This window comes from Candidatus Pantoea communis, from assembly GCF_011752685.1.
Lineage (GTDB): Bacteria > Pseudomonadota > Gammaproteobacteria > Enterobacterales > Enterobacteriaceae > Pantoea > Pantoea communis.
In genome coordinates this window covers 26285-45037 of record NZ_VWXC01000022.1, presented here as the reverse complement: position 1 = coordinate 45037, position 18753 = coordinate 26285, and the positions used below count along the sequence as shown (strand labels likewise).

The following is an 18753-nucleotide window of genomic DNA, read 5'->3' as shown; positions in this document are numbered from 1 at the left end:
GAGTTAATTATGCTGCAGTCATTCACGCCGCATAAGATTCAGCGGCACAAGGCGGGTGAAGGAAAATCATTTGAACAGCGCATTCACGATGGAGGTAAATACTGACCCTGTAACGAAAGCATGATGAGTAATATAGTCTTGATTTTGGACATCCGCTAACCGCTTTAACGCCGCTTCAGGCGTCACTGCTTCGACCTCTTCATCTAACTTTTTATAGCCTTGTGAAATGAGTAAGACAGCGCTTTCAACATCAGAGCGTTCCAGTGTCGCCACGATTTGTTCTTTGCGATAAAAAATGAATTCTGGCATAGCACTTTCCCGGTTCAACCTGTGTGGCCCCCATTATAGTGCCGAATGGACATAAAATGTATCCGTGCACGCCGCCTGGCTAAGCCATCACTCATTTTACAGAAACATTTTCATCGCGTTTAATCACATCCAATCTTTAATTAGCTTCTCATAAAGATTTTCAGCTTCAGCCAATCGACTCAGCAAACAATATTCATCGGTTTGATGTGCCATCGTGGGTTCACCTGGACCGAGAATCATACACGGCGGATTGCCGAGTGCGGGCAGCAATAGCGACGCATCCGTAAAGTAAGGCACGACTTTGGCATCAAGTGGCCGATCAAACAGCGGTTGGCAATGGCGGTAAACGGATTGTACCCATTGGTTTTCTTCAGAACTCAACACTGCCGGCAGATCGACAAGGGTGGTGATCGTGACAGCCTCACCCAAGAGAGAAGCCAACTGCTGTCGGACTGTAGCGTGTTGCAAATTCGGTGCACTGCGAATGTCGACATCAAAAGCGGTGCGGTCCGGAACAGAATTGATATTGAGTCCGCCCTCAATACGCCCAACATTCAACGTGGGCTGCTTCATTAATGGATGCGGTGCGCCGGGAGAAAAGTGACGAATTTTCCCCAGCGCATCTGCGGCCAGATAAATGGCATTGATACCCAGTTCTGGCATTGCGCCGTGTGCCGTTTTACCGTGGGTTTCACAGCGCAACCACAGTGCACCTTTATGGCCAATGACCGGATAGTTAGCCGTGGGTTCCCCAACAATCAATGCGCCGATTTCAGGCAAGTTGCCCGCTTCAATCAATGCCCGCGCACCATCACAGCCGGTTTCTTCCCCACCCGTAATCATCAACACCACGCCGCGGCCCGCTTGAATCGCCGCTTTTTGCTGCACGCAGGCAATGGCGAAAGCGGCTACCGCTGCTTTCATATCGCTCGCGCCACGGCCGTACAGGCGATCGCCGTCGATATCGCGACCAAAAGGGTCGAATTGCCATGGCTGATTGCCCAGCGGGACGGTGTCGAGATGACCGGTAAACGCGAGCGGTTTTCCTGCGGAGGTTCCCGCTATACTGGCAATCAGGTTGACCCGATCCGAACCAAATTGCGTGAGCGCGATGTCAAAACCTTGCTCCGCGAGCCAGTCTGCCAGGAAATGCATGCAGTCGGCTTCATTGCCAGGCGGATTGATGGTGTTAAAGCCCAGCAGTTGCTGGGCGAGTTCAAGTGACTTTGGTGGCATGTCAAGGGCGCTCCGTCAGCCAATCGAGGCAGTTCAGCCACAGTTGGCGATACCCTTTCCATTGAGAAAACGCTTCTGGTAACCAATGGGCGGACATATCGCTGGTCCAAACCAGAGAACGGCCATTTTGATACTCTCGTACTGCCAGCAAAGGATGAGCCGTACCCGCAACGGTGGCGATCAGTGTGCCTTCAGGCTGCATCTCGACCTCGTTATATCCCAGCAACCAGGGCCAATCGCCTGGAATATCTGCCAGCACTTTGTGTGACGTTGTCACCTCGGCGTAGCTGCCCTCCGGCGTCTCTATACGGTCATCCCAGGCGAGGCAGCGCACCGGCAACACTTTTTCCACCAGCGTATTACGGTAACGAGCACCGCCATTGATGCCCTGGAAACTGTAATAGCCGCCAATCATCATCAGAGCCCCACCTGCTGCTACATAATCGTGGATTAGCTTAAGACGATTGGGCGTACGACGGCTTTTCAGCCACGTATCCGGATGCAAAAGCAAAGTATTGGCGCCAATATCAGAGAGGATGATCGCATCCCACTGCTGTAAGGCTTCAAGCTCCAGAGGAAACTCAGTGGCCGCCGCGTGGGCAGGCATATGTGTAATGGCATAATCGCTATCTTGTAATGCCGCCATAAAATCGACGGCGCCGCTATGCCAGGTGGCGGTGGCGAACTGATCAAAGCCTTTCACATGGGTCGAGGTACTGGTCCAGGATTCTCCAACCAGCAAAACGTTCTTCTGCATAACGCGTCTCCGTTTATCCGCCAAATACTCGCTGCGGATTACCAATCATTAAGGTTTCAAGTTGTTCACCGCTAACGCCATGACGTTTCAGGCGCGGGACGAAATGTTTGAGAATGTAGCCATAACCGTGGCCACCGTAACGCGTCAGCATGGTTTTCAGGAACACATCCTGCGACATCAAAATCTGCTGGATATAGCCGTCCTCTATCAGTTCGCAGATGGCGCGTGCGTTCTCTTCATCGGATGGCGATTGGGCAGATTCGTCGGCGTAGTAATAACTCATGCCAATCATGTCGTACTCCAGAAAAACGCCGCGTTTAGCCAGTTCTCGCTGGTAGGGTTTGTCCGCAAAGCTGGGGTTCATATGGCACAGCACGGTATGACGCAAATCAGCCCCTTCCTGCTCAAGAATATCCAGCACCTTATGACCGAGCCGCTCCCAGCCAGGTAAGTGCACCTGGATGGGGACGCCGGTTGCTGCGCTGGCGCGACCGGCAGCACGCAGTGACTTCTCTTCATCGGGGGTGAAGCGACTGGAAATACCGATTTCGCCGATCAAACCGGCAATGACGTCAGGTTTTTCATCTGCTCCACCGAGGTCATAGATGAGCTTGTCAGTCAGCTGCTCAACGCTGATGCTTTTGACCCATTCGGGATGTGAAGGCTCCAGATAAAGTCCAGTGCCCATCACGATGTTTAAACCCGTTAAGCGCGCAATTCGCTGTAATCCTTTGGGATCGCGTCCAATACCGATATTGGTAGGATCCACCACCGTTTCACCGCCCAGTGCGCGGTACTTCATTAATTCTTCGATGGCGGTGTCAGTATCGAACAACTGGCAATTATCGCGGCTCATCAACGGATTCATCGACAGTTCACCGAGGTTCTCCATCTTCACTGGCATTTCGGCAATGTGACGATCGCTGCAACAGCAGGGAGGCACCCATTTGCCAGAAGCATCCAGCAATATGTGCTCATGCATTAAGGTGACGCCCATCTTAGCCACCGGCATTGGGCCGAGTACCGTCATCACCTGACCGCTACGTACGCCCACAGGAAGAGGGTCCGCATGACGGAAAATTGATCCTTTCATTGATTATCCTTTTGCGGGTGAGCGAGCAGGGTTGAGGATGCGAGTATTGAGCCAAATCGCCAGTAAGATGATTGTGCCGGTCGCGATCTGCGTATAAAACGGCGAGATATGCGACAAGATCAGTCCATTCTGGATAATGGCAATCGACAATGCGCCCAACAGCGTGCCAATGATAGTGCCAAATCCGCCAAATAAACTGGTGCTGCCAAGGACTACCGCCGCAATCACCTGCAGTTCAAATCCTTCACCCTGATTGGACGATCCGCTGCCGAGACGCGCCGTGATAATCATGCCTGCCAGCGCGGCCGCCATGCCGCTGAGGATATACACCTTCATGGTTACCGCTTTGGTATTAATGCCGCTACGGCGCGCGCCTTCTGCGTTGGCTCCGATGGCCGTAACATAGCGACCAAAACGCATGTGATTCAGCAAGACGTGCCCGGCCAGCAGAATCACAATGCCGATTAGCGCAGGCATGGGAATGCCCAGCACCCAAGCGCGGCCCATAAAGGTGAATAGGCTGTCGGCGGGAACCGGAATCGAATAGCCCTGGGTAACCAGCAGCGCAATACCGCGCACCACGGCCAGCGTGGCTAGTGTGACAATAAAAGCGGGTATCCCTTCAAACGCGATAAAGAAGCCGTTGATGGCTCCGACCAAACCGCCCAATAGTAGTCCACCGATCAACACCACAGGCCACGGTAGTCCCCAATTGTTGAGTGCAATGGCAGAAAGCGCACCGACCAGCGCCAGTGTCGACCCTACAGACAAATCAATACCGCCAGTGGTGATCACCAACGTCATTGCCGTCGCGACAATCAGCAGCGGGGCGCTTTGCCGAATGATATTTAGCCAGTTAGTGCTGGTGAGAAAGTTACTGGTGATCAGCGAAAACACCACGCAGCAAAAGATAAAAAACAGCGCAATGCTCACCACGCCTGAGTGGTTATGCAACAGGCGGCGGGGCAGCGAGTGTTGGATCATGCGTGAACTGCTTAGATTCATGATACTCATCCTGTTTCCTCAATGTGCTGCTGCTGAATGAGCAGTGAATTTTTCACCCACGATCAGGTTAACGATGTCGCTGAGGCTGGTATCCGCCACGCGGCGATCGGCCACGTTGGTGCCTTCGTACATCACCATGATGCGGTCACACACCAGGAACAGATCCTGTAAACGGTGGGTAATCAGGATCACGCTCACCCCGCGCGCTGAAACACGACGTATCAGTTCCAGCACCGCCTCCACTTCAGCTACAGCGAGAGCGGCGGTAGGTTCATCCATGATCAGCACTTTGGGTTCGAACGCCGCCGCGCGGGCAATAGCAATAGCCTGCCGCTGCCCACCTGAAAGATTGCGTACCAGCAGGCGCGTATCGGGAATGGAAATCCCAAGGCCTTTCAGCATTTCGCGTGCTTCTGCATGCATTTTGGTTTGATCGAGAAAGGGAATACCGAGCACGGATTTCATCGGCTCGCGGCCCATGAATAAATTCCCCGCCACATCAACCGTGTCGCACAGGGATAGATCCTGATAGACCATCTCAATATGACAGCGGCGTGAATCGGCAGGGTTACTGAAGTGTTGTTGTTCACCGTCGATGCGAATGGTGCCGCTGGTGGGGATTACGGCACCGGACAACACTTTGGTGAGCGTCGATTTGCCGGCACCGTTATCGCCAACCAAACCGAGTACTTCCCCTGGCGCAAGCTGAAGATTTACCCCGCGCAAAGAGCGAATCGAACCGTAGGTTTTGGTGATATTGACCATTTCAACCCGGGCCGGAAGAGCTTGTAATTGCTGCATTGGACAACTCCCATCAACACTTGTGGGAAATGTTTGCCCTGTCGGGAAAAGTGCATATCCGGCACGATCTACAATCTAGTAAACCGGTTTACCCGCCAGATAAGACTTTTGTTTAAACCAACAGGGCAAACGCTACAATGATATTTACTCGCCAGTGGTGACATTGCAGCATCCATGCCAGCCTGCGTTGCAGGCACTTCACTTTCGGCTAACTTGTTGTAAATCATCACGAGTTTCGTGAATATCAAGTAAACCGGTTTACTCACTATAACGCGATTAAAAAAATCAGCTCACTTTTTGCGCCATTATTGTGCGCTTTTGCATCATTTTGGGACGCCGTTAACAAATCCAATAGAATCACGCCCAATCCATTCCACGGGCAAACGGGTTTCGTTCGGGATGCCGGTTTCATCATTGAGCAGGCGCAGCATAATACTCACCGCCGTATGTCCCAATTTGCGAGCAGGTTGGCGGATTGTGGAGATCCGTGGATGTGTCAGGTCGGTGTAATTGGCATCGTCAAAGCCCACCAGCGAGAGGGCAGCGGGAGCCTGCAAGCCGCTGGCGCGAAGACCATCTAGCAATCCCAGCACCAGATAATCACTGGCGGCAAACACGGCAGTGGGGCGTTGTGCACAGCTGAAAAGTCGTTTGAGCGCCTGCTGGCCAAATTCGCGCGCATAGTTGCCATACATCACCCATTCGGGAGGAATGGCTAACCCGGCCTGTTGCATCGCGGTGCAAAAACCCTGATAGCGCTCGCGTACGCTCATCAGTTGTTCTGGCCCGCCGATGAAAGCGATCTGGGTGTGTCCGGCAGCAATCAATTGTTCCGTTGCCATACGCCCACCTTGCACATTGTCGGCAAACACTTTGGGCACCGTACTGCCGGGAATATCTTCATCCAGTAACACCACATGACGCTGGCGCTGAATTTCCTGCCGTAGTACGCCGTTATCGGGACGGTTAGTGGTGAACAGCAGGCCATCAACCTGACGCGTATCCAGCCAGCGGATAAACTGCGCCTCCTTTTCCGGATTATTACGCGTGATACAAAGCACCAGACTATAGCCTCGCGCCGATGCTGCCTCTTCAGCCGCATCAGCCAGTTCTGCAAAGAATGGGTTGGTGATATCCGGCAATACCAATCCCAGGGTTTCACTCCCACCTTTACTCAGACGACGTGCCAGGCTATTGCCACGATAATCAAGGGTGTGAATCGCGCTTTCGATGCGATCAATGGTCTCCTGAGGCAGCACAATACTGTGGTTCATGTAGCGGGATACCGTGGCTTTTGACAGTCCCGCCAGTTTCGCGACATCCGATAACAATACGCGTTTTGTACTCATGAATTCCGCTCTCAATCCCCAGGTGGCTTATCTGTAACACAGTTAAGCGTGACTGATACAGTGCTTTCCTTTTTGCGTGGATGGATAAATAACACTTGACAAAAAAATCGACTGGGAGAATTGTATAAACCGTTTACCGCAGTACCGGGAATAACTTCCCAACCTGATTCACACTATTTCACCCCGTACTCCCAGCGGATGGGATACCGAAATAGTTGAACCGGGTGGCATCAAAAACACAGCGTCAGGCCTGTGTTCTGTTTTATTTCATCGATATTTGCCAGCCAACATAACCTCTCAGCGTGAAAGCGCTGTGAAACGCTGATTATTATTTATTCCCGACGAGGAAAACATGATGTCATCTTTCACCGGAAAACTGCGTTCAATGGTTCTGGCCACAGCATTACTTTCATCAGGTTCGCTTTTTACATTAGCCCATGCCGCGCCCACTTATGCATTAGTACAAATTAACCAGCAGGCTCTGTTTTTTAATCTGATGAATCAGGGGGCTCAGGAAGCGGCTAAAGCCAGTGGTAAAGAGCTGGTGATTTATAACGCGAACGATAATCCTGTGGCACAAAACGATGCCATTGAAAACTATATTCAACAAGGCGTGAAAGGCATCTTAGTCGATGCCATCGATGTTAACGGCATTATGCCGGCGATTAAAGAAGCAGCCGCAGCGAAAATCCCGGTGATTGCGATTGATGCTGTATTACCAGCAGGCCCGCAAGCGTCGCAGGTTGGGGTGGATAACCTTGAAGGCGGTAAAATCCTCGGTAAATATTTTGTCGATTACGTGGCAAAAGAGATGGGGGGTAAGGCGCGCTTAGGCATTGTTGGTGCATTGAACTCAGCGATTCAAAACCAGCGTCAGAAAGGGTTTGAAGACACCATTAAAAGTAACAGCAAAATTACTGTTGCTGATGTGGTAGATGGTCAGAACATTCAGGATAACGCGATGACAGCGGCGGAAAACCTGATCACCGGTAATCCAGACCTCACCGCGATTTACGCCACCGGTGAACCGGCACTGCTTGGTGCCATTGCGGCCGTGGAAAACCAGGGACGCCAGAAAGATATCAAGGTGTTTGGTTGGGATCTGACCGCGAAAGCCATCAGCGGGATTGACGGCGGCTATGTGACGGCGGTGCTGCAACAGGATCCGAAAAAGATGGGCGAAGAGGCGCTGAAAGCACTTAACGCCATCAATGAAGGAAAAGCTGTCAATAAAACGATTCTGGTGCCTGCCACCGTGGTAACCAAAGCGAACGTGGATACTTATCGTCCGCTGTTTAAATAAGTGCGTCGTTGCGAGAGGTGGCCGGAAGGCCACCGTTAAAGGCCCACGGCCAGCAGTGCTCTGAGTTCACACTCAGTTGGAAAGGCTTTCAGTGTTCCGGTACGGCTCACGGTAATGGCGGCCGCCGCGCTGGCATGCTGCAGCGCGAGGGCATCGGGCGCGACACCGCGCAGTAAGGCCGAAGCAAGTAGCACCGCCAGGAACGTATCGCCTGCTCCGGTGCTATCTACGACCTGAATCGGTGTTGCCGGGCAAAAATGGTGTTGGGCATCGGTGATCAGTTCAGCACCTGCGGCGCCCTGAGTAATAACCAAAGTGGGAATACCAACAGGTTGCAGCAGTTCGGCTTCATGTTGATTGACCACGGCAATATCGACCAGCGGCCACAAATCGGCAAAGTCCGGGTTGGCGGGGGAAGGATTAAATACGGTGATGAGCCCATGATTTTTTGCCCAGCTAAACAGGGCGCGTGTCTTATCAACGGAGAAATTACCTTGCTGTAACAGAATATCGCCAGCTGAGGCATCCGCTAAATGCGCCAGGATAATATCCAGCGTTAGCGCTTCGGCTGCTGCCATGGTGGTAATAATCGCATTGTCGCCGTCGTGACTGGTAAAAATGATTGAGGTGTCACTATGTTCAGAAATACTATTTTGAGGATTTAACGTTAATTTTTCGCTTTGCATGCAATCGCGAATCCACTGGCCGTTAATATCGTTACCGGTGGCGGCTATTAATTGTGTATCGATACCGCAGCGGGAAATGACAATCGCCTGATTAGCGCCTTTTCCGCCGATATCTTGCGATGATTTTACGCCATGAATGGATACGCCTTTTTGTGGCAATTCATGAATGGACCAGGTTTCATCAACCACAATATTACCTGCAACATAGACACGCATAGGTTTCTCGTTAATAAGGTGAAAGAGATGGCTTCTATATCAGCAGAAAAAAGTAACGCGATACAAGATATTTTTTCACGTAAGAAAGCGGTGATTGGCGTTATTCATTGTGATGCCTTTCCCGGCGCGCCGAAATATCGCGGTAAACCTGTGAGAGATATTATCGATCGCGCCCTGCGTGACGCGGAAAACTACCTTTCAGGCGGCGTACATGGATTGATCGTTGAAAATCATGGCGATATTCCTTTTGCGAAACCTGAAGATATTGGTCCGGAAACAGCAGCATTCCTGGCGGTTATCACAGAAAAAATTCGCGAACGCTTTGGCGCACCGCTTGGCATTAACGTATTAGCCAATGCCGCTATTCCCGCAATTGCAACAGCATTGGCGGGGGGTGCGAGTTTTGTGCGTGTTAACCAGTGGGCGAATGCCTACATCGCTAACGAAGGCTTTATTGAAGGTGCGGCGGCCAAAGCGCTGCGCTATCGCAATCAACTACGTGCCGACCACATTCGTGTCTTCGCTGACAGCCATGTCAAACACGGCAGCCATGCCATTGTGGCCGACCGTTCCATCCAGGAACTGACGCGAGATGTCGACTTTTTTGAAGCCGATGCGGTGATCGCCACCGGACAGCGCACAGGCGACAGCGCCACGCTGAGTGAAATTGATGAAATCCGTGTTGCTACTGAATTGCCGCTGCTGGTGGGCTCGGGCGTTACCCCGGCTAACGTCTGCCAGATATTAGGGCGTACGCAAGGCGTGATTGTTGCCAGCACCATGAAAGTGGATGGCGTGTGGTGGAACGAGGTGGAGTTAGCGCGGGTAAAACACTTTATGTCCGTGGCGCAGGCCGCGTTGGAGGAGGCGTGATGCTCAGTTTTACCGATCAACTTCTCGAACAGCATCAGCAGGTGTGGCAAGAGATGCAGCAGCATCGATTTGTGCGGGATATCGAACAGGATCAACTGCCCGACAGCGTATTCAACCGCTATCTGGTGTTTGAAGGCAACTTTGTCGCCACCGCGATTGCCATCTTTGCGTTGGCCGTCAGTAAAGCGCCCGATATTCGGCAACAGCGCTGGTTGATTGGCGTACTCAACGCGTTGGTAGACACCCAGATTGCCTGGTTCGAAACGGTGCTGGCCAGGCGCGATATCCACCCCGAGGATTATCCCGATGACTTACCGGGCGTCACCACGTTTCGTGATGGCATGTTGCAAGTGGCGCAGCAGGGCAGCTATGCCGAGATCATTACGCTGATGTTTGGCGCCGAGTGGATGTACTACCACTGGTGCAAACGCGTCAGCGAGCAAAGTCAGCAGGATGCCGACGTCCGTCGCTGGGTCGATATGCACGCCGAAGAGGAGTTTCATCAACAGGCGTTGTGGCTCAAAGCCGAGCTGGATGCGTGTGCATCAATCCTCAGCATCGAGGAGAAACAGCGGCTCTCCACGCTTTACGGCACTGTGCTGCAATGGGAAATCGACTTCCACACTGCGGCCTATCAGGAGGGCGAAGATGAATAGCTGCTTCATTGAAGCGCGCAATATCTGTAAGCGATTTGGTGCATTAACTGCGTTAAGCCAGGTCAATTTATCGATCCATCGCGGCGAAGTGCTGGCGCTGCTCGGTGATAACGGTGCGGGGAAATCCACCTTCACCAAGGTGCTGTCGGGGGCCTATAGCGCCAGCGAGGGTGAACTGTGGATCGAAGGTAAAGCGGTGAAATTCACCTCGCCTCGTCAGGCTGCGGAACACGGCATCGCCACCATTTATCAGGAGCTGGCACTGGCGGAAAACCTGTCGATTGCTGAGAACGTGTTTCTCGGACGCGAACTCAAGCGCCGGGTACTGGGTATCCCTTTCCTGAAACGCCGCGCGATGCGGGAACAGGTCGATCAGCTATTGAAAGATCTGGATGCACACATCTCCGATGCCGAAGCAGCGGTAGGTAGCTTGTCGGGCGGTCAGCGCCAGGCGGTGGCGATCTGCCGTGCGCTTAATCTCAACGCACAGTTAGTGATCATGGATGAGCCCACCGCCGCGTTGGCGGTGGCCGAAACGCAGAAGGTGCTGCAACTCACGCGTCGTCTGGCAGAACGCGGCTGCGCGGTGGTGCTGATCAGCCACAACATCAGCGATGTGTTTGCCGTGGCGGATCGCATGGTGGTGTTTCGTCGTGGTCGGAAAATTGCCGAACGCCGCCATGTCGACACCACGCCTGACGAAATCGTTTCACTCATTACTGGCGCGCATCCTGATGCGCGCGTCTTTGAAAACACCTAACACCAGGGGAAATTATCATGCGTCGAATTGCTACGGCTGTTTGTTCTCTGTCACTGCTGGTCTCGGGTTGTGCACTGGCGGCGGAAAAAGTCGCCTTTGTGCCGCAAATCATCGGCATTCCCTATTTCCAGGCCATGGAAGCGGGCGGTAAGCGTGCGGCTAAAGAGTTGGGCGTCGAGTTTGTCTACAGCGGGCCGGTAGACACCAACCCAATGGATCAACTGCAAATTGTGCAAAACCTGATTGCACAGAAAGTTAACGCCATTGGTATCAGCGTACTGGATGCTTCCAGTATTGCGCCGGTAATGGCGCAAGCGAAATCCAGCAATGTGCATCTTTTCACCAGCGATAGCGACGCACCTGATAGCGGACGTCCGGTTTACGTCGCGCAGGCGACCGATGAAGGACTGGGTGACAGCATCATTGATGAGATGGTGAAGCGAGTGGGAGATAAAGGAAAAATCGGCATCGTCTCCGGGGAAGCCACTGCATCCAACCTTAATAGCTGGATCGGGTACATGCAGCAACGCGTGAAGAGCAAATATCCCCATATCACGCTGCTTAAACCGCAGTATGCCGGCGGCTCTGCCAGTCGTGCGGCACAAATCACCACCGATTTGATGTCAGCGAATCCAGATATCAAAGGGGTGATCGCCATGGCTTCCACGACCTGTCCTGGAGTGGCGCAAGCCATCGAAAGCGCCGGTAAAAACGGCAAAGTGATCGGCAGTGGATTCTGCAGCCCGAACACTGCGCGGGCCTATCTGAAGAGCGGGGCGTTTGGCTACACCGTACTTTGGGATCCAGAAAAACTCGGTTATCTGACGGTGTGGGCAGGTAAGCAGTTGATCGATGGCAAAGCGTTTGCGGCAGAGAACAAAGTGCCCAGCTTTGCGGAACCGGTAAAGTTTGACAGTAAAACGGGGGTACTGCTGCTAGGCAGTCCGGCCGTGTTCACCAAAGAGAACGTCGATCAGTTCAATTTTTGACGGGGACACACATGCACATGACTTCACGGGAGATCGCCTTATTGGCGATCGCCTTGCTGGCTGTTGGCTGTTTCTCCTGGTTTTCGCCATGGTTTGCCACCGCGGACAACCTGCTCACCATCTTACGCAATAGCAGCGAACTGTTGCTGATCGCGCTGGGGATGACGTTGGTGATTGCCATGGGCGGGGTGGATGTGTCTGTGGGCGTAGTCATGGGGGTTGCAGCATGGGGCGTTGGGCAACTGTTGATGCTGCAGTCGCCCTGGCTGGCTGCGCTGGCGGGGCCGCTGATAGGCCTGCTGGCCGGTCTGCTCACCGCGCTGGTGGTGGTAATCGGTCGCATCCCGGCGATTGTGGGTACGTTGGGATTGTTTGGCGTCTGGCGCACGGCTTTGTTTGTGCTGCTCGGCGGGCAATGGTTATCCGGACTGCCCGATGATCTGACCCGTGGGCTAATGCACACGCTATTTGGTGTTCCGGTTATGGCATGGATGATCATGCTGGTCTGGGCGCTGGTTTGGCTAGCACTGCGCCATACGCCTTATGGATTATGGTTACTGGCAGCGGGGAATTCAGAAGAGAAAGCCAGGCTGGCAGGCATCCCGGTCACCCAGGTACGCATCGCCACTTTCCTGATTAGCGGTGTGCTTTGTGGCTTAGCCGCCACCTGCTATATCGCGACTTATCGCAATGTGGAAATGACGGTGGGCGGCAGCCTGGCACTGGAGGCAATCGCGGCAGTGGTACTAGGTGGTACGCGCATTACTGGCGGTTCATGCAGTCTGCTCGGAACCTTGTTGGGCGTTTTGCTGCTGCGCATTCTGCAGAACGGTTTGCTATTGGTGGGTGTGCCCTCTTTATGGCAAACGGTCGTCACCGGCACCGTATTGCTGCTGGTGTTAAGCAGCGAGGCCGCCAGCGGTCGTGTACTGACATTCAGGAGGATGGCATGAAAATCATGCATAAATCGCCTGACCTCACCTTACTCGTCGCATTGTGGCTGCTACTCGGCATCGGGATTGTCTTCGCACTGCCGCAGATGTTGGCTTTATGGTCCATCACCTCAATCCTGCAGTTCGCTACGCTGCTTGCTCTGGTGGCATTGGGCCAATCGCTGGTGGTCATGGCGGGCGGTGGCGGTATTGATCTCTCGGTCGGGGGCAATGTGTCTCTCTCCGCTGTTATCGGCATGCTGGCGCTGCAACAGGGAATCAATCCGGCACTGCTTCCCGTGATTTGCATGTTGAGCGGAAGCGCCGCCGGAGCACTGAATGGCCTGCTGGTGGCGCGACTACGGTTATGGCCATTAATTGTCACGCTGGGCAGTTTTTACCTGTTTTCTGGCCTGGCATTGGCTTTAACCGGTGGTGCGGCTATCTCAGGCGTTCCGGTAGAACTGGCGCAATGGGGCCGAGGGGCAAACTTCGCGATTCCTCTGCCGTTCCTGACCTGTGTCATCCCTGCCTTTTTTATAGCCTGGTTAATTCTGAGCAAAAGCGCATGGGGGAAATGGGTTTACGCCTGTGGTTTCAATGAGCATGCAACACGTCTGGTTGGCATACCCGTGGATCGTCTGCGCCTGCTGGTTTACTGCCTGAGTGGGCTGTTAGCAGGCTGCGCCGGATTCATTTCACTCAGTTGGTTAGGCAGCGCACGACCGGAAATCGGCGTCAACTTAGAACTGGAATCGCTCACTGCAGCGTTGCTCGGCGGTGTCGCCATTTTCGGCGGGCGCGGCAGCGTGGTCGGGGTATTGGCGGCGGCGCTGATGCTGGTGACCATTAAAACCTGCATGTTACAGCTGGGACTGAACAGCGTCTGGCAGCTCGGTGTGGTGGGCTTGTTATTGATCATCGTGTTAATGGCACAACGACTTTTCATCTATCGGAGATAATTCATGAGCCTGACTGAAAAAATTGGCGCACACGTTGATGCCAGCGCCGAGCGCATCGCGCAGACGTTGTGCGACCTGATCGCTTTCCCCTCAATCCTCAAAGTTGACCCACGTGAAGCTGGGCCGGGAGAGCGCGACTGCCAGCTTTACTTACAGCAGCGCCTCATCGCATTGGGTATGACCACCGACTTATGGGATCCCGATGGTCCGGCCTTGTATGCCCAATATGAAGGACGTCCCGGTGCGAATAAAGGTCGCACATTTGAGGGGCGTCCGAATCTTGGAGGCACGCTAGTTGGCGCGGGCGGCGGTAAATCACTGATGCTCACCGGGCATATTGATGTGGTTCCGCCGGGTCCGGCGGAGCACTGGCACAGCGCCCCTTTCCTGCCGGTGATCAAAAACAACGCAGTCTACGGGCGGGGTGCGGTCGATATGAAAGGTGGCGTTGCCTGCATGTTGATGGCGGTGGAGTTATTGCAGGACCTCGGTATCCGCCTCGCAGGAGACGTGGTCTTCACCACGGTGGTGGATGAGGAGATTGGTGGCATGGGTTCACTGGCGATGGTGGATCGCGGCTTCAAAGCCGATGCCGGTATTATGACCGAGCCGACAGCTAACCGCATTTCACCTATCTGTCACGGCATTCTCTGGGCTCGCATTATTCTTGATGGCATTGGCGGGCATGCCGAACTCACACCTAACAGCTGGGACAGCAGCGGGCCGGTCGATGCAGTGATGCTGTGTCGTCAGATGCTGGATGGGCTTGATGTTCTCAACCGTCGCTGGCAAACGCAGCCCGATAAAAATCATCCGCTGATGGAGATGCCGAACCAGATTATCGTTACGCAATTGAAAGTGGGCGAGCATCCAGCATCGATTGCCGGTCGGGCGGAGATCGTCATCGATGTGCAATATCTCCCTGCCGAAAAAGATGAGATGGGATTGGGCGGCAAGGTGAAACGCGAAATTGAAGAGCACGTGGCCAAAGTGTGCGCGCTCGATCCTTATCTGGCGAAGCACCCGGCAAAAGTGGAGTGGATTCTGGACGCGGACTGTGCGGAGATTCCTGCGGACCATCCTTTTGTTGAAGCTTTTCAGCAAGGCGTCAATGATGCCGCGCTCAATCCGCAGCTGGCGGGATTTGGTGCGCATAGTGACATTGGTCTACCAAGCACACTAGGACAGACGCCCACCGTCAACTTTGGACCGGGCGATCCTGCCATGTCACACCAGCCAAATGAGCATGTAGCTATTGCCGATTTGGTGGCCTGCACCAAAGCCATAGCGCTGACGCTGGTGCGCTGGTGTGGTGTAGCCGAAAGCCAATAGTTTTATTCCGCCCGTCTCCGTATTAATGACCTGCTTAGCATCCTAAGGGAGCGAAGCAGGTTTTTTCGTTTTAAAGACCTGTCTTCGATCACAATTCAATCTACAGCCACCACGAGCATTTACACCATGGCGATGGTCCAACGAAATATCAGCAAATGACTCCGGAACAAGTGCAATAGACTGCGGATTAATCCATGAGACGTCACTCGCGGATGCACTGGAATCCGGCAGGCTAAATTGGGCAGCGCTGGAAAGTTTCAGCGAACCACACTGTACCGCTGGCGGGGGTTCAGTAATGTGATCCTCTCTTCGCATATTGGTGGCGTGAGTGATGCTTCCTACACTCGTATGGAACGGTGGCTGCGCAGAATATGTTGGCCGCGTTGCAACAACTCGTGATCGAAGATGATGTGTCCCTCCAATCCAGGTGATGCATGCGTTATTTTTTTACGTTCACTTCCAACCTCTATTAACATCTTCATATAAAATATGGTCGTATAAAACCCATTGAATGAACGTTGTTAACAGAGTGATTGGAGTGTAAAAAGGCTTTTCTGCGGCTATTGCAGTAATTTGTTGTTATGTTAAGGGCTTTTATTGCCTGGTTATTTTACTGAATAATGTAAGGGGAATCGATAAATATAGTATGGCATTCCCTGCGGCAAATTATTTTTCCGTGATATTTTGCATCGCAATTGGAAAGGGTTTTTGTGATGCGCATTCAAAAATTAATAAGTTATCGCAGTGAGTGAATGATAATGAAGTTAAATAAAATCAGTGAGTTGTCGGTTGGTTGATGAGGGGTGCGATTGGATTTGATAGATTTTAGAAACGATTGTGTGGAATATGGATTTGCAAGGGGCTATTAAATAATGTTTTACTGTTTCTGCTGAATCTCTCTCACTGAGAATGATGGAAGTGACAAGTCCTCTGGAAGCTGTAATTCCTGAGGATTGGACGATTTCTGTTATCGATAGCTGTTACTTGCTCACTCACCAGCATTGAGTGAGTGCTGATAGGTGAACTATGTATTTATTAAAAAAATGCTTAATTTTATTTTCTTTCATTATGATTGGAAATTGGTTTTTGAGTGGCGCTTGTGTCATTTCAGGTTTTATTGATTACACGCCACAATATGAACTCTCTAAGTTGATTGTCATGATAACATCGTTAACGACATTCATTACGCTAGGCCTTAAGCTAAGTAATTATATCTCGCGTAAATTTGATCTGACACGTTGATTGATTACCACTATGGATAATGGCTTGATGAACACGGCCAAATCTTTGGCATGCATTCGTAAATATATCCCTTTCCGTACTAATGTTTTATTTACAGCTTTACCGCTAGATTTCCCCGAACGTGTCGAATGATAAACGAAGCAAGTGTGAATCAGGCCATTCGGGCATTAAACATCACGCGCATCATTGTTGCGCACCGAAAAAGCACGGCAGAGACTGCAGACAGGATTATTACCCTCAATTAATGGTCCTGTTCAAATGTGTGGGTGATAAAACTCACTGGATTGCCCCTATCGTCAATGACTTCATACTGCACCGTCTCGCTGGGAAGTAAGGCGTGTGTTGATAATAGGGTTTGCTTTGTAAACGGCGCCACCAGCACATCATCCACTTTAAGCTTATTGGCAATCTTTAATCTTAAGCTCATATACCACGCCGTTGGATTCTCTAGTGTTAGCTGGCGTTCGTGCACGATAAAACGCAGCTTCTGCACATCTTCAGGCTGAGGCACGCCCAGTGCCGCCGGTCGGATAAAAACCTTAAGCCGCAATCGCAACGGCAACAGGATTTTTTGTTCGGCGCTGCCTGTTTGCCTGCTCAGCGCGGGAATCTGATAAATATTCAGCCAGTAAAGGCTCTCACGATCTTCCGGCAACGACTGGCGTGAAGTGAGCACCAGACGAATTGCACGCTGCTCATCAGGTGCGAGTTTCATCATCGGCGGCATGGCAAAAATGGGTGCACTGCTCAATTCCGGGGACTGCATCAAATCACCGTCATCGCTCCAGATCTCTACCACGGAGGGGGTTTCCGCACCGTTCTTTATATTTAGCGCCTGGCTGCTCTCACCGGCATTAAAAATGATGCGTGTTCTATCCACATTCACCACGGCCATGGCGTGAGCAGCGAATAACAGGCTGCTCAATGCCAATGTGTTACTGAAAACTGACCACCACTTGCAACTGCGCATTGACTGTCCCTGCTGTTACTGTTTGTCCACTTATGGCTTCGAGCGAAGCCAAAAAATCACCGCTGTAAATATTGCTGCTACCGGAAGAGACCAGCGAGGTGAGATCCGTATAGGCATACCAGCCACGCGTATTCCCGGTGCCGGTGCTGGCGAGGTTAGGCAATAAGTTAATGGCAGAACCACTGGCGTTATAAATTTTGATGCCCACACCCGAGGCCACGCCGCTGCTGCCATATTGATTATCCAGCAGCCAGGTCAATCCGCCGCCGCTGGTGGTCAAACCCAACTGTGTCGCCTGTGACACCGCATTGGGCTGATTCACCAGCAAGCCCATCGCGACATTGGCGGCAGTGCTGGTGGATGTGCTGGTGCTGGACCGCGCGCCCGATTCGCACTGCAGCGAGATCGAAAACGGTACCTGACTGCTACCGCCTGCTTTGAGCGCGTTCACACTGATGGTTGGCAGCAGCACCACAGATGGGTAGTTCTGGACTTCACACAACGCGCCCCGCACATAGGTCACGTTGCGATACGTACTCCAGGCGGCGGGCCAGTTGCCGTAAAACCCGTACCAATAGCTGGCGCTGTCCTGACCTACCGCCAGACTGTTGGTGTCCAGACCTGGGCCTTTAAAAGCAATATAGCCGCGCGGCTGCGTCCAGAGATCGCTGTAGCGGTTATCGCCATTGGCGTAATAGCTGGTTGAACTGATTTTGAACATCTCGTACAACACGTTGCTAAACGCGCTGGCCGGAATATAAAGGTAGGTGCCGTCAGAGTACCAACTGTCGGCGGTAAACTGGCGTGACTTCCAGTAGCGGCTGTAATACTCACCGGTGGTCAGATTGGTCATGCGCACTGCCACGTTTTTCGCCACGTCGTAATAAGCGCCGCTAACCTCGCTGCTGGCATACATGCCAGCATAGGCGCTGTCACCGTTGGTGGCGTACATCTCATACAAACTGCCCGCATCCGCTACTGCACAGCGGTAGAGAATCTGATTCGGGCTGTAAGCGGTGTTGCTGGCGGAGGTGAGAAACGAACCGACTGAACTGGCCAGCAACGATCCTGCGGGCTGAAAGGATGTGCCGCTGTTAATGCTGATCACCGAAGGTAAACCCAGGTTGCCTGAACAGGTATCACAGGCACCCGTCCAGGACGATGCGGTATAGCCGGCTGCCAGAGCGGCGGCTGAAAGCGATGAGGTGCTGGTGACTTTGATGCAGTTTGCCCATAACGTCAGCGGCAGCATCAGCAGCACTACGAGGAGATATTTAATTTT

The 18753-nt window shown here is 52.7% G+C and carries 18 protein-coding genes; 8 read left to right on the top strand and 10 right to left on the bottom strand.

Annotated features, from left to right (window positions below):
• Positions 1-66 precede the first annotated feature (66 nt).
• From F3J37_RS22875 to F3J37_RS22845, 7 genes are all read right to left on the bottom strand, one after another.
• On the bottom strand, positions 67-309 hold the full coding sequence (locus F3J37_RS22875; RefSeq protein WP_166936034.1) for a hypothetical protein: 243 nt from the start codon (positions 307-309) through the stop codon (positions 67-69).
• Between the two features lie 123 nt (positions 310-432).
• Complete coding sequence (locus F3J37_RS22870) at positions 433-1545, bottom strand: M20 family metallopeptidase (protein ID WP_166936033.1); 1113 nt, start codon at positions 1543-1545, stop codon at positions 433-435.
• Position 1546: 1 nt separating this feature from the next.
• Positions 1547-2302, bottom strand: coding sequence for a glutamine amidotransferase (locus F3J37_RS22865; protein ID WP_160866833.1), 756 nt, complete (start codon positions 2300-2302; stop codon positions 1547-1549).
• A 13-nt stretch (positions 2303-2315) separates the two neighbouring features.
• Positions 2316-3395, bottom strand: coding sequence for a phosphotriesterase family protein (locus tag F3J37_RS22860; protein ID WP_166936031.1), 1080 nt, complete (start codon positions 3393-3395; stop codon positions 2316-2318).
• Positions 3396-3398: 3 nt separating this feature from the next.
• Positions 3399-4400: an ABC transporter permease gene (locus tag F3J37_RS22855; protein ID WP_160866831.1), complete on the bottom strand. Its 1002-nt coding sequence runs from the start codon at positions 4398-4400 to the stop codon at positions 3399-3401.
• Between the two features lie 18 nt (positions 4401-4418).
• Positions 4419-5165, bottom strand: coding sequence for an ATP-binding cassette domain-containing protein (locus tag F3J37_RS22850; protein WP_166936095.1), 747 nt, complete (start codon positions 5163-5165; stop codon positions 4419-4421).
• A 359-nt stretch (positions 5166-5524) separates the two neighbouring features.
• Positions 5525-6550: a LacI family DNA-binding transcriptional regulator gene (locus F3J37_RS22845; RefSeq protein WP_166936029.1), complete on the bottom strand. Its 1026-nt coding sequence runs from the start codon at positions 6548-6550 to the stop codon at positions 5525-5527.
• A gap of 352 nt (positions 6551-6902) precedes the next feature.
• Between F3J37_RS22845 and F3J37_RS22840 the strand changes: the two genes are divergently transcribed.
• Positions 6903-7853: an ABC transporter substrate-binding protein gene (locus F3J37_RS22840; RefSeq protein ID WP_166936028.1), complete on the top strand. Its 951-nt coding sequence runs from the start codon at positions 6903-6905 to the stop codon at positions 7851-7853.
• A gap of 35 nt (positions 7854-7888) precedes the next feature.
• Here F3J37_RS22840 and F3J37_RS22835 read toward each other — a convergent pair whose 3' ends face one another.
• The gene (locus F3J37_RS22835) at positions 7889-8755 is read right to left on the bottom strand and encodes a PfkB family carbohydrate kinase (RefSeq protein WP_166936026.1); all 867 of its coding nucleotides are present in this window, start codon (positions 8753-8755) and stop codon (positions 7889-7891) included.
• A gap of 27 nt (positions 8756-8782) precedes the next feature.
• Here F3J37_RS22835 and F3J37_RS22830 point away from each other — a divergent pair, with 27 nt between their 5' ends.
• From F3J37_RS22830 to F3J37_RS22800, 7 genes are read left to right on the top strand one after another with little or no spacing between them, the layout of a single operon-like run.
• Positions 8783-9628 carry a BtpA/SgcQ family protein gene (locus F3J37_RS22830; protein ID WP_166936024.1) on the top strand — a complete coding sequence of 282 codons (846 nt, stop codon included), beginning with the start codon at positions 8783-8785 and terminating at the stop codon, positions 9626-9628.
• Positions 9628-10284, top strand: coding sequence for a TenA family protein (locus tag F3J37_RS22825; protein ID WP_160866826.1), 657 nt, complete (start codon positions 9628-9630; stop codon positions 10282-10284). Before F3J37_RS22830 ends, F3J37_RS22825 begins: the two co-directional genes overlap by 1 nt.
• Positions 10277-11044 (top strand): ATP-binding cassette domain-containing protein, encoded by a 768-nt coding sequence (locus F3J37_RS22820; protein WP_166936022.1) that lies wholly within the window; start codon positions 10277-10279, stop codon positions 11042-11044. Before F3J37_RS22825 ends, F3J37_RS22820 begins: the two co-directional genes overlap by 8 nt.
• A gap of 17 nt (positions 11045-11061) precedes the next feature.
• Positions 11062-12033, top strand: coding sequence for an autoinducer 2 ABC transporter substrate-binding protein (locus F3J37_RS22815; RefSeq protein WP_166936020.1), 972 nt, complete (start codon positions 11062-11064; stop codon positions 12031-12033).
• Between the two features lie 11 nt (positions 12034-12044).
• The gene (locus tag F3J37_RS22810; RefSeq protein ID WP_166936018.1) at positions 12045-12986 is read left to right on the top strand and encodes an ABC transporter permease; all 942 of its coding nucleotides are present in this window, start codon (positions 12045-12047) and stop codon (positions 12984-12986) included.
• Positions 12983-13927, top strand: coding sequence for an ABC transporter permease (locus tag F3J37_RS22805; RefSeq protein ID WP_166936016.1), 945 nt, complete (start codon positions 12983-12985; stop codon positions 13925-13927). Before F3J37_RS22810 ends, F3J37_RS22805 begins: the two co-directional genes overlap by 4 nt.
• Positions 13928-13930: 3 nt before the next feature.
• Positions 13931-15259 (top strand): M20 family metallopeptidase, encoded by a 1329-nt coding sequence (locus tag F3J37_RS22800; protein WP_166936014.1) that lies wholly within the window; start codon positions 13931-13933, stop codon positions 15257-15259.
• A gap of 1483 nt (positions 15260-16742) precedes the next feature.
• Here the strand turns inward: F3J37_RS22800 and F3J37_RS22795 are convergent.
• Entirely contained in the window at positions 16743-17471 is a 729-nt protein-coding gene (locus F3J37_RS22795; protein ID WP_166936012.1) for a fimbrial assembly chaperone, read from the bottom strand.
• Entirely contained in the window at positions 17437-18723 is a 1287-nt protein-coding gene (gene stbD, locus F3J37_RS22790) for a fimbrial usher protein StbD (RefSeq protein ID WP_058961285.1), read from the bottom strand. Before stbD ends, F3J37_RS22795 begins: the two co-directional genes overlap by 35 nt.
• Positions 18724-18753 lie beyond the last annotated feature (30 nt).

What these genes read in the sequence shown, in the direction of transcription:
- F3J37_RS22840 (WP_166936028.1), top strand. Translation starts at nt 6,903, where the DNA reads ATGATGTCATCTTTCACCGGAAAACTGCGTTCAATGGTTCTGGCCACA.
- F3J37_RS22850 (WP_166936095.1), bottom strand. Translation starts at nt 5,165, where the DNA reads ATGGTCAATATCACCAAAACCTACGGTTCGATTCGCTCTTTGCGCGGG.
- F3J37_RS22815 (WP_166936020.1), top strand. Translation starts at nt 11,062, where the DNA reads ATGCGTCGAATTGCTACGGCTGTTTGTTCTCTGTCACTGCTGGTCTCG.
- F3J37_RS22870 (WP_166936033.1), bottom strand. Translation starts at nt 1,545, where the DNA reads ATGCCACCAAAGTCACTTGAACTCGCCCAGCAACTGCTGGGCTTTAAC.
- F3J37_RS22810 (WP_166936018.1), top strand. Translation starts at nt 12,045, where the DNA reads ATGCACATGACTTCACGGGAGATCGCCTTATTGGCGATCGCCTTGCTG.
- F3J37_RS22820 (WP_166936022.1), top strand. Translation starts at nt 10,277, where the DNA reads ATGAATAGCTGCTTCATTGAAGCGCGCAATATCTGTAAGCGATTTGGT.
- F3J37_RS22825 (WP_160866826.1), top strand. Translation starts at nt 9,628, where the DNA reads ATGCTCAGTTTTACCGATCAACTTCTCGAACAGCATCAGCAGGTGTGG.
- F3J37_RS22805 (WP_166936016.1), top strand. Translation starts at nt 12,983, where the DNA reads ATGAAAATCATGCATAAATCGCCTGACCTCACCTTACTCGTCGCATTG.
- F3J37_RS22860 (WP_166936031.1), bottom strand. Translation starts at nt 3,395, where the DNA reads ATGAAAGGATCAATTTTCCGTCATGCGGACCCTCTTCCTGTGGGCGTA.
- F3J37_RS22875 (WP_166936034.1), bottom strand. Translation starts at nt 309, where the DNA reads ATGCCAGAATTCATTTTTTATCGCAAAGAACAAATCGTGGCGACACTG.
- stbD (WP_058961285.1), bottom strand. Translation starts at nt 18,723, where the DNA reads ATGCTGCCGCTGACGTTATGGGCAAACTGCATCAAAGTCACCAGCACC.
- F3J37_RS22795 (WP_166936012.1), bottom strand. Translation starts at nt 17,471, where the DNA reads ATGCGCAGTTGCAAGTGGTGGTCAGTTTTCAGTAACACATTGGCATTG.
- F3J37_RS22830 (WP_166936024.1), top strand. Translation starts at nt 8,783, where the DNA reads ATGGCTTCTATATCAGCAGAAAAAAGTAACGCGATACAAGATATTTTT.
- F3J37_RS22865 (WP_160866833.1), bottom strand. Translation starts at nt 2,302, where the DNA reads ATGCAGAAGAACGTTTTGCTGGTTGGAGAATCCTGGACCAGTACCTCG.
- F3J37_RS22835 (WP_166936026.1), bottom strand. Translation starts at nt 8,755, where the DNA reads ATGCGTGTCTATGTTGCAGGTAATATTGTGGTTGATGAAACCTGGTCC.
- F3J37_RS22845 (WP_166936029.1), bottom strand. Translation starts at nt 6,550, where the DNA reads ATGAGTACAAAACGCGTATTGTTATCGGATGTCGCGAAACTGGCGGGA.
- F3J37_RS22855 (WP_160866831.1), bottom strand. Translation starts at nt 4,400, where the DNA reads ATGAATCTAAGCAGTTCACGCATGATCCAACACTCGCTGCCCCGCCGC.
- F3J37_RS22800 (WP_166936014.1), top strand. Translation starts at nt 13,931, where the DNA reads ATGAGCCTGACTGAAAAAATTGGCGCACACGTTGATGCCAGCGCCGAG.